Consider the following 10,416-nt stretch of genomic DNA (forward strand, 5'->3'; position numbering starts at 1 on the left):
TAGTACGTCTTGGCGTATACCTGTTGTTTCGGTCATCGAGTCCTCCTTTTTCTTTGTTGAAAAAACAGGATGTTAATGACCGCATTATAACACTTTATGCGGTTTTCACTTTGTTACGTATAAACAGGAAACACCTTTCGTTTGGGTAGGTGGAAGATTTGATTACCTTCGGCGTGGCAATCTTGATTGCCGCACATCAACTCCTGGCTTCTGACAGAATATGCCTCCATAGCTCTGCCCTTGCTGCTTCCTCAAGCTCAGCGAACTCTACAGCAAACAGGTTTTTTTCAACCCTGACCACACGGGATTTGACACTAATTGTTTCGGATTTTCCTGCTCTTTGACCGAATGCTAGCTGCAGGTCAACTTCATCGTTAACGTTTAACTCATTTGCTTCAGTCGGAACCTTTATAGCACATCCGCTGATAGAGATGTCGATGGCCTTACCACTACCTGCATGGACTGAGCTAGCTTCATAGTCAACTGGTACCTCATGTAGGTGGATACGGACACCTTTACGCTTGATGACAGTACTAAGTTTATTATCGGCCTCATCCTGACTTGAGGCGTAGATTGGTATATACCCCTGAACCCGAACATTAAGGTTTAGAATCTGATTATATGAAATATGGTCTTTCTTAATAATACGTACTGTTTCGCTGAGACCGTTTTCGATGAGGTACCCTATTATTTTTTTCAGGGTAGGTATGCTGTGTAGCTGGAGCAACTTGCACTCAGAGTAGTCTGAAACAAGGTCAAATCCAGGTGACAAATCTGGGACACAGAATCTAAGGTCTGTGTACAATTCCTCCATTTTCTTTTTAGTGACTATACCATTAAAATTAAGGTGAAGCCTATTCTTGTCAATATCTGCTCTCGCTCTGATCTTGCTCATTATTTTTGATTTTGAAGAGGTGTCGATGCGGCTTTTAGTTTGCATCTTTTTAGTTTATCACCGTTGTTAAGGGGTAACAAGGTAACAAAATTGGTAATATGGCAGTTCGGAAAAAAATTGTGGGTAGAACCAGTAAGACCTCCCGTCTGGAGATTCAGAAATAAGACTAACCCAGCTGTCTCAAACGGTTAAATACTGTTGGACTAAGCTCGCTCCGCTGTGCTACAAAATAGACAGAAAGTTATTCACTGGAAGGAAGTTAATTCTTACATGTTACAATTGATTAACTTTTCCCGTCGAGATATTGGTTTGAGGGTAACCTTCCCCCCAGGATGGTATCATACCAAGTAAGCTTCCGGTAAATAGATATATTGCTTATTGATAATAAGCTCAGACCATTCACTTATATGGAATGTATATGGCAAGCAAGGCTATTATGGTTGTAGATGATTCTTCTACAATCAGAAAAATTTTACAAAGAGAATTCTCCAAAGCAGATTTTGAGGTTGTACCAGCAAAAAACGGAATGGAAGCTCTTGCTATGCTTGAGTGGGCAGACCCATATCCCGACCTGATTACAATCGACATTGACATGCCAAGAATGAATGGGTTTGAATTATGCTCTAAAATCCGAGAAAAAGCGGATTCTGAAAATTCACGAAAGAGGCTACTTTCGCAAACCCCCATAGTATTCGTTTCAGCAAATGATGATCTTAAAAATCGTGAAAAAGCATACGAACTAGAAGTTCTAGATTTTATTGGTAAACCGTTTGTACCAGGAAAGATGCTTCAAACGGTGAACAATATTCTCAACGTTCAAGAACAATTCTCCGGAATGACAGCATTAATTGTTGAAGACTCCCCATTTGTAAGCAGAATTGTAAGAAATATTCTTAAACGACACGGCCTCAAGGTTCATGAAGCTTCAGATGGAAAGAAAGCATTAGAGATTATAAAAGAAAAAAAATTTGATATTGATATTATCATTACTGATTATATCATGCCGGGTTTAAGCGGTGAAGAATTATGTCGTACGTTACGAAGCATAGAAGTTTTGGAAAATGTACCGATATTCTTCATAAGTTCAATCAATGACAAAGAAACGACTCTCAACTTTTTTAAAGTTGGTGCTAATGACTACCTGCCCAAACCCTTTTTCGAAGAAGAATTTCGTGCAAGAATCGTTACACACTTAAGAAACAGAAAGTATACAAAAGAACTTGAAAAATTGAATAGTCGTCTTGAGTTTCAGGCTGATCATGATTCACTAACAGGACTCTACAACAGAGGATACCTACAGCGAGAACTTTCTACTATTTTCACCCAAAGCCAATATGGTCAAGGCAACCTTTGTTGCATGCTAATCGACTTAGATTATTTCAAAAAAGTCAATGATGATTTCGGTCATGCTTTTGGCGACCTAGTATTACAAAAATTTGCAAAAATTATGACGAACAACAGTCGAGGATCCGACATAATCGCTAGGTTTGGTGGAGAGGAATTCGCAATACTTATGCTTGATACGGACTTGAAAGGCTGCCTCCTTCTTGCTGAACAGATTCGTACCGCTGCTGAGGGTTATATTTATAACGACGGCAACACAGAGCTTCAGGTGACTATCAGTTCCGGTCTTTCCTCCTTAAATGATCATGAAATAAAAAATGTTGATGATCTATTTTCAAAGGCTGACAAAGCTCTTTATGCCGCAAAAAATAATGGTCGGAATCGAGTAGAGGTTTATTCCGCCTAAATAACCTTTTTATTTCGAACTAACCTGTACCCAAATAAACTTGACAGCGACCTTTTTGATGACAAAAAATAGAGGTAGGTAACAGGCTAATTTCAAAGAAAAAACAGGATCTATTACGTATATAGACTGTCAGCCTTCTATCTTTATAGAGATTACTGTGTTTGACCTTATTTTGGTTATATTCCTGCTCCCTAGCTGAGTTTATCCTATGGTGTCAGCATCTTCCAGTCTAACCAGGCAGTCACTTCGAACAATTTCCAGCCCTTCAATGGTTGCGTGGATGACTGTATCCCCAACCACTCCGCGACCAAGCCAATCGTTACCCAGATAAATTTCCTGGCTGTCGATTTCCTGCTCAATTGTGGAGAGTGCCTTTTGGGGATCCTTGAGGATCTGCGAACTGAAATGGTCGCAGATACCTCTAATTATTTCTTCCCGCTTTGTTTTCTGCCATTCGTTCATGTTGTACCTCCCGTTTCTTTCAAATTACATATGCTATCCCCCTTCGCATATCCAATACATTCTGCCTGCAGTCGTTGATCTTGAAAACGCACTGATTTTTTAAAAAAAAAATTACCTTAAGCAATGACAAAAGCATTTCAGATGAAATGATTACCTCCTGAAGATTGCGGGCTTATTGTGGACTGGCTCATGTGACATAGGGTGAAGATGTTCTTCCCCGAGCGCCCCCCTGTCAAAGTACCTTAAATATTTTTCGGATCCGTATGAGCCTCTTTTTAACTTGATTTTTATACGGACCAAGCAAGAGTGCTTTCAACCTTGTTTTTGCATATTTTGCCTGATCCCATTCGCGGTAGGATGAAGTCTGTTCGATTTGAGGGTAACCATCCACAATGGGTTGCCAAACGTTAGGGACCCATTTTTGCTTCAATCATGAAAAAATTCGGTTTCTCTGATGTAACAAGACACGTCTGATAACTATCCTGGGCTTCAATTGTTGGATAATCAGTCATTGCCACCGTGATGTTATCAACAGATCGGAAAGGGGAATCATTACTCGGCATTGTGTAAAGCCAACAGTGAAACACCCAGTTTTTTCTCTAGATCATTGTTTTTTTGGTTTTTTAGAACTGAGCAATGCCAGCTGGATATAATGACATGAAAATGCCGGCAATCTTTGGTCCAATTCATTTTCCAATGTCTGAACCTACTCAATATCCTGTTTGTTGAGTCCTGATAATGTGCAATACATGGTCTAGCTCCTGCGGTTGTAAAATTTTGATAGCGTCACCAAAAAGGTTTACTAATGTGTGGCAAGTAACATCACGCTGGTCATATACAGCCTGCCCGTTCCTGATTCATTATTGATCCATCGTAACTCTACAGCAGCGCTCCAACTCAGCACGATTTACCCGTCAGCATACCGATGTTTCGAAGTTGGAGCTTATCTGCTAAACAGTTGCAGTTCGGTACAGATTAACATTTTTTTAGATATTCGCTGAATGGTCACGATCCATCATTCATAAATTAATAAATTACGAACATGTCGTTCATTGCCCAGAAACATAACTCAGGGGTTAGGGAGAGACAATACGAGAAGATTGCTGGTAGAATAATAGACAAAACCTATCATTTTGCCAGTATAAGGAGACAGGTGCGGAGGTTAGATGAAGTGCCGGTGAGGCTAATTTTTGTTCAGAGGTTTTGCCGATGAAAGTTAACGGTCGGTTCTTATAAAGTAAGGAACTCAGCAATTTCCTTACTTGTTTTCCCCTCTCTGATCAAAAGTGCTGTTTTCTTTTCCAGGGGAGTCAATAATGGCGATGTGCGCTGAGAGTGAGTTTAGGATTGTTTTCGCATACTGCTGGGTTTCCCGTATCATCTTTTCGGCATCTGCAAGATCCATAACTTCATTCTAATTGGAGCTATTCTGTGTGTTTCCATTTCAATCCACTTCCACCCAAACCCCAACACTATTAAAGATGACAGGAGTTAAGTCTGCATCTTCAAAGTTTTCTCCACCCCACTCTTCGGGAGATGAGTTTGCAAACTTTTCACGCCATTCTTCTTCGGTTGCCACTGAACCGGAGTGTGGATTCATTAACATCGTCATGGTCATCCCCCTCTTCAGGTAATCTAATCACTGATCTTGCCGGCTCCTCTCATAACGTATACCTCTATATCCTTGAGTTTCATAACCTGATGTCAACTGTTAGTAAAGTTTGCCATCGATGTTATCGTTTATCAAGCTGGTCTGGTATAGATTTTCGGCATTCTTTCTACACATGTGATAATGTGGATACACATAACGATCGAAAAAGATCCTACATAATATCCACACTATGTTCTTTATATATGCAAACATACTTTACCGTACGCTATCTTCCTTTCAGCTTGCAATGCAGATCCTCCCATCTCTTCGATATAAAAGAGCCTATCCTTTTTTAAACATTTGCATGCTCTTACTTCTGACAGCATGCTCTCCCGATTTTGCAGTATTTCCGCAGGTAGAACCAAATCTCCCTGGCCTTTCAGAGGACATATTCACCTCATATGATGGAGTTGAACTGCCAATGAAAGTCTGGCTCCCTGACCACGCAACAGCTGGTGTAATTATTGCGGTGCATGGTTTCAACGACTATTCCAATTCTTTCAAAAATGCTGCCGCGTTTTTCAATGATCATCACCTGGCAGTCTATTCATATGATCAGAGAGGGTTTGGAGCGACCAAAGCAAAGGGACGGTGGGCTGGAACCAAAGCGATGGTAAAAGATTTATCGGTTTTTATTACGCATGTTTCCCAAACATATCCTTCTCTTCCTGTTTATATCCTGGGAGACAGCATGGGTGGCGCTGTAGCCATTGCGGCTTTGGCAAAAGAAAATCCTGCTGAAATACAAGGCGTCATACTTGTCGCTCCTGCCGTGTGGGCCCGTTCCGAGATGCCTTTTTATCAAAGGTGGCTTTTATGGATTGCAGCGCATACGCTGCCCTGGAAAAAAGTGACAGGAGAATTTCTTGAGATTACCGCTTCAGATAATATTGAAATGCTCAAGGAATTAAGCAAAGACCCCCTGGTTATTAAAGCTACAAGAGTTGATACTCTCTACGGTTTATCGAATTTGATGGATGAAGCCTACAGGAACGCAGAGCTTCTAAGGGTGAATACATTAATTTTGTATGGTGAAAAAGATGAAATAATACCCCGTGAGCCGGTTTTTAAATTGTACAAACGATTACCTTTGAGGGAGGATCAAGTACGGCCACAATTGATCGTTTATGAAAATGGATATCATATGCTTTTAAGAGACCTTCAGGCTGAAAACGTGATGAGTGATATCGTTGAATGGATTAAGGCTCAACACAAGTTTAGTCCTGTCTTTGAAAAAAACCTGGGAAACGAATATCCATCCGGCGGGATGATAACGTCTTTCAATGGAGCCAGAGAAAAAAAAAAAGAGGCCTATTAATATCTTGTGATAAAAGACACCTCACACCTCGCGATATCCAGGACAGCTCCCTGAACATCCAGACCCCAAAAAGTGGATGAGCGAAAGAGACAGTTTATGTTCCACGATAAATCCTGGTAAAGTTAAACAAGTATGTAAAAGCCAATAATTTCGGCACCGATGAACGTATATTTCCGATATCATACGTTGCTGCCCGGTCAATGGTGAAGAAGGGTGGAAAGTTGGTCAATATAGCCCGGATTTCTCATCAGTGAAGTTTTTCGCAGATCGAGGCGCAGGACACGCAGCAGGTAAGCGTAGACTCCGATAGTAAGCTACCGCAAATGGCCTGCAACAAAGAGTCTGCGGAAAAATCTGCTGACCCGGAGGGTGAGTTTTTTGATTATCGACGAAAAAACAGTCTGTTTTTTTTAGCGCTACCGTATTTTCTATAAATATCAAAAACTTAAGTCGAAAATAAAAAAACTCATGAGAAATTCGGGATAGAGCTTCGGCCACACGACCTCCGCCGCCATTCAGCCACCTATGCCTCAAGGCTTGGTACTCCAATAGAAATTGTCAGCAAGGTCATCCTGCGCCATGCCTACCTTTCAACAACTCAGCGGTATTTCTTCGGGAAGGTCAATGACACTAAAGCAATTCGGTGGGTTGAAACGCTTTATGGATAGGCAGTTTACAATGGGTGGGGGGAACCGGCTCTCGCCTGTTAATTTACAGGAAGTATGTATAGTTTTGAAATTAGAAGAAAAGCAAGACGTCTGAGTTGGCTATATTAACGCTGCCTGCTCACCAAAAAGCTTTATTTAAAAAGCTGAAAATCCCGGCCAAAAATCTTCAATCTCAAACCGCTTCTTTTTCCGGCAAGATATTCCCACACCTTACGAAACCCGTTTACTTGGTACCACTTTGCTTCCTATGATGAGAAATCCATGCCTGTCTCCTGCTGCTAAAAACCATTTCCCAAAGCCCAAAAAATATCATTGGACGATATTTGATAAAGACAACATAGATGAGGAAATTTTCAGGACACTGAATATCCGAAATAGGTTACGCCTTGAACTGATGGCCCGAGGCGGCATGAAAATAAGCGAGGCGCCTGGGCTCAAACCGCAAGATATTGATGGACAAAAACTTCTGCTTCACACACCCAAAAGTGGTCGGGAGCGAGAGATTATCTTCATACCAGAAAAGCTGAGCAGTCGCCTGCAGAATTTCATTCGAGACACATCCATTTCTTCTAATCAATTTATTTTTCCAATCACCTATACAGGTGCAAGGAAAGTAGTCGGGAAGGCCGGTGAGATGGTCGGCATTAAACTACTTCCCCATGACCTTCGCCGTCACTCTGCCACCTATGCTTCCAGGTCAGCTAATCCTATCGACATTGTTAGTAAGGTTATCCTGAGGCACGCTGATTCTCGGTGATACGGTAATATTACCTCGCATAGTGCCTCACCACTTGTTTTTGTGCTGGTAGCATGATGGTGGCCCCTCCAATGATCATGGAAATGGAGTAACATTTGGGGAAAGATATGGAGTGAAGACCAACTTGTCAGCATCGGTCATGGACAGGAAAAAATTAAATCTAAGCAAGCGCTTCGCGCGGTTAAAATATGTACAGAGTAGGTCAATCGATAATCGAAATGACTCGTGGCTTAGCTTTAAAATTGTGGAGCAGTCGCTAGGTTTTTAAGTGCTTCTTTATCCGTAAAGGAATCTTGTTCTTGAAGGATAAAATTTTCAAGTGAATACATAAATTTTTCAAAATTATAGGTGAATATGGTTATAAGATGAGCAATGCGCTCTATATCTGCAGTTATAATCGCCTGTTCCAGGTCACCTGCTACACCATAAAGCTGCTCTGCACCCAATGTCCCAAACACACCTTTAATGGTATGCGTTAATTGACCAGCAGTCTTATAATCCCCCATTAGCAAATTTTGGTGTATATCTTTTCCTCTATCATGATAATCTTTGAATACTCGCCGCAATATTTTCCGGTACAATTCCGCATTATGATCCATATTAATCAAGCTTAGTTTTGGGTTCACCCCGTGTAACCTGGGAATTTTTTCAATATCAAAGACCTGTTTTCCGAGGTCAGTAGTTTTTGTAACCAATTCCGGTTCGACATCCGGCCTCAGTTGGTGTATTAACTTCTCATACAGAAACGAAGGCTCAATCGGCTTGGAAATATAATCGTTCATGCCTGTAGCTAGACATTTTTCTCGAGTTTCTTTCTGCACATCAGCCGTCATGGCCATGATTGGAAGCTCAGAAGAGGAATAGTACTTCCTGATCTCAGCCGTTGCCCTGAAACCGTCCATTTCCGGCATTTGCAGGTCCATGAAAATGGCGTCGAAAGAATCTTCCGTTGTTGCATTAATGGCTTCTATACCCGTGCGAACAGAGACTACCTCTATTCCGACCTTCTGGAGTAATTCGTAGGCAACGTGCTGATTAATTTCATTATCTTCTACCAACAGGATACGATACCCTGCCAATAACGATTTAGCCTGATTCATTGAAAAATTTGGTACTACTACATGATCGTTCTTTGCCTTATCAAGTCGAACGGTGAAGCTGAACGTGCTGCCCTTTCCTAATGCGCTGGTAACAATTATCTCCCCTCCCATCATTTCAACCAGTCGTTTACAAATTGCCAACCCTAGTCCTGTGCCACCATAGTTACGAGTCGTTGATGCATCGGCCTGATGAAACGGCTGGAACAAATCGTCAACCTGATCTTGGCTCAATCCTACCCCCGTGTCGATAAAGCTAAACCTGAGAATTACATCGTGTTCTGTCTCCTTCTCAATATCAGCAACAACGGATATTTTGCCATTATGGGTAAATTTTACGGCATTAGAGCCTAAATTAATCAATATTTGCTCAAGGCGAAGAGCATCGCCGAGCAAACGAACCGGAATCTTCTTAGCGACATCAAGCGAAAAATTAATCTCTTTTGCCTCACATTGAGGATGAAGTAGAGAATTCAACTTATTCAGAATATCCTGCGGGGAAAAAGATATGTCTTCCAACTCAAGTTTTCCCGCTTCTATTTTTGAAAAATCAAGCGTATTTCCCAGCAAACGAAGGAGTTTTTTTGCTGATACGTCGATATTATTGACGTAGTCACGTTGCTGCCGGGCAAGTGATGTTTGAAGGGTGAGGTGGCTTAAACCAATTATTGCATTTAAAGGAGTGCGAAGCTCATGACTTATGTTGGCCAGGAAAAGACTTTTTTCCTCGCCAGCTGACTCAGCCTTGATCCTGGCGGATTGAAGCTCATGAATCATGCTGCTGATTACAGTTCTTGCACGTTCAAATGTTTTACCTACCAAGCCGAATTCGTCCCCTTGCTCCCAACAAAAAGCAGTGTCTAATTCATTGTTGGATAGTTTCTCAGCTTGGACTCTGAGCTGAGAAAGGGGACGAAGTATCTTTTCATAAATCAGGGGCAATAACAAAAGAAGTCCGAGAATCAGTTGAGTTCCGAAAATGAAGATAAGCTGCTGACTGTACTCGCGCAGTTGTTCCTTCATATAAAAATCTGTGACGATCAGGGTTACTTCACCGATTGCAACCTGCTTTTCGTGCAAAACAACAGCCTTTTTTGTTAACAGGTTTCCTATTTGCCCATTTTCTCTAATTTCCTCTAAAAAAAGTGTACCGGTTTCCAGGTCAGTCACTGTAATCCCAAGAATACGTTGATCTTGCATAAACGCATCAGCAATCTCCATAGCAAAATCCTCTCTGGCGTCCCAGATGGGTTCACGCATGTTGGCTGCCAAAATCTCCACACTGCGGGAATGGAATTCCTCAAGGTTATTACTTAGTTTTTTGTTTTCCCAATAAATAGTTAGGCAGCTGGAAATACTGACAGGTATAAGCAGGCCTATGAACAGGCTACCTACTATGAAATTGCGCAATCTCGCATTTTTAAACCAGGCTGTCTTGAACATCTTTTTTACACACTATTTCGACATTTTAACAGGAAAGCCCTAGAGAAATCCTGCTCAATTTAAGGATTTTTCCTATAAAATAGAGATTCGAATTTGATGTGTCGTTCACGGGCTTCCTCGTCAAGCCAATGCCTGTATTTATTCATTGACGTCTTGCGAATATCGTTAATATTGGCGTCTATGGTTGCAATGATTCTTTCTCCTGTTTCACTTTTTGAACAGGCAAAATAAACGTATGATTTGCTATCGGGAATCTCGAATAAATGGTTTATTCCCCAGCGTCTTTAATTATGCGATAAATATGGAAATCAGGGTCAATTCAACATTTAAATTTTCGTGTTTTTGGGGTTGCAGCGAACAACTCAATCGCCCTGA

Annotated in this window: 7 protein-coding genes; 3 read left to right on the forward strand and 4 right to left on the reverse strand. The window is 41.3% G+C overall.

Going from position 1 to position 10,416, the window contains the following annotated elements; genetic code table 11:
* Positions 1-196: 196 nt before the first annotated feature.
* Positions 197-940, reverse strand: coding sequence for a PilZ domain-containing protein (locus JWH17_RS22145; RefSeq protein ID WP_205224883.1), 744 nt, complete (start codon positions 938-940; stop codon positions 197-199).
* Between the two features lie 373 nt (positions 941-1,313).
* Between JWH17_RS22145 and JWH17_RS22150 the strand changes: the two genes are divergently transcribed.
* Positions 1,314-2,645: a response regulator gene (locus JWH17_RS22150; RefSeq protein ID WP_205224884.1), complete on the forward strand. Its 1,332-nt coding sequence runs from the start codon at positions 1,314-1,316 to the stop codon at positions 2,643-2,645.
* A gap of 201 nt (positions 2,646-2,846) precedes the next feature.
* Here JWH17_RS22150 and JWH17_RS22155 read toward each other — a convergent pair whose 3' ends face one another.
* Both JWH17_RS22155 and JWH17_RS22160 read right to left on the reverse strand, forming a co-directional pair.
* Positions 2,847-3,107, reverse strand: a complete 261-nt coding sequence (locus tag JWH17_RS22155; protein WP_205224885.1) for a hypothetical protein — start codon at positions 3,105-3,107, stop codon at positions 2,847-2,849.
* Between the two features lie 1,444 nt (positions 3,108-4,551).
* The gene (locus JWH17_RS22160) at positions 4,552-4,725 is read right to left on the reverse strand and encodes a hypothetical protein (protein WP_205224886.1); all 174 of its coding nucleotides are present in this window, start codon (positions 4,723-4,725) and stop codon (positions 4,552-4,554) included.
* A 454-nt stretch (positions 4,726-5,179) separates the two neighbouring features.
* On the opposite strand from JWH17_RS22160, the gene JWH17_RS22165 reads away from it, so the two are divergent.
* Both JWH17_RS22165 and JWH17_RS22170 read left to right on the forward strand, forming a co-directional pair.
* Positions 5,180-6,076: an alpha/beta hydrolase gene (locus tag JWH17_RS22165; protein ID WP_205224887.1), complete on the forward strand. Its 897-nt coding sequence runs from the start codon at positions 5,180-5,182 to the stop codon at positions 6,074-6,076.
* 915 nt (positions 6,077-6,991) lie between these two features.
* On the forward strand, positions 6,992-7,501 hold the full coding sequence (locus tag JWH17_RS22170; protein ID WP_205224888.1) for a tyrosine-type recombinase/integrase: 510 nt from the start codon (positions 6,992-6,994) through the stop codon (positions 7,499-7,501).
* Positions 7,502-7,737: 236 nt separating this feature from the next.
* Here JWH17_RS22170 and JWH17_RS22175 read toward each other — a convergent pair whose 3' ends face one another.
* Positions 7,738-9,858 (reverse strand): ATP-binding protein, encoded by a 2,121-nt coding sequence (locus JWH17_RS22175; RefSeq protein ID WP_205224889.1) that lies wholly within the window; start codon positions 9,856-9,858, stop codon positions 7,738-7,740.
* Positions 9,859-10,416 lie beyond the last annotated feature (558 nt).

Origin of the sequence: Desulfogranum marinum (genome assembly GCF_016918565.1) — a bacterium.
GTDB classification, from domain to species: domain Bacteria; phylum Desulfobacterota; class Desulfobulbia; order Desulfobulbales; family Desulfobulbaceae; genus Desulfogranum; species Desulfogranum marinum.

Bases quoted from the DNA above. Each gene is read 5' to 3' on its own strand.
- JWH17_RS22145 (WP_205224883.1), bottom strand. From the start codon at position 940: ATGCAAACTAAAAGCCGCATCGACACCTCTTCAAAATCAAAAATAATG.
- JWH17_RS22150 (WP_205224884.1), top strand. From the start codon at position 1,314: ATGGCAAGCAAGGCTATTATGGTTGTAGATGATTCTTCTACAATCAGA.
- JWH17_RS22155 (WP_205224885.1), bottom strand. From the start codon at position 3,107: ATGAACGAATGGCAGAAAACAAAGCGGGAAGAAATAATTAGAGGTATC.
- JWH17_RS22160 (WP_205224886.1), bottom strand. From the start codon at position 4,725: ATGACCATGACGATGTTAATGAATCCACACTCCGGTTCAGTGGCAACC.
- JWH17_RS22165 (WP_205224887.1), top strand. From the start codon at position 5,180: ATGAAAGTCTGGCTCCCTGACCACGCAACAGCTGGTGTAATTATTGCG.
- JWH17_RS22170 (WP_205224888.1), top strand. From the start codon at position 6,992: ATGATGAGAAATCCATGCCTGTCTCCTGCTGCTAAAAACCATTTCCCA.
- JWH17_RS22175 (WP_205224889.1), bottom strand. From the start codon at position 9,858: ATGCGTGAACCCATCTGGGACGCCAGAGAGGATTTTGCTATGGAGATT.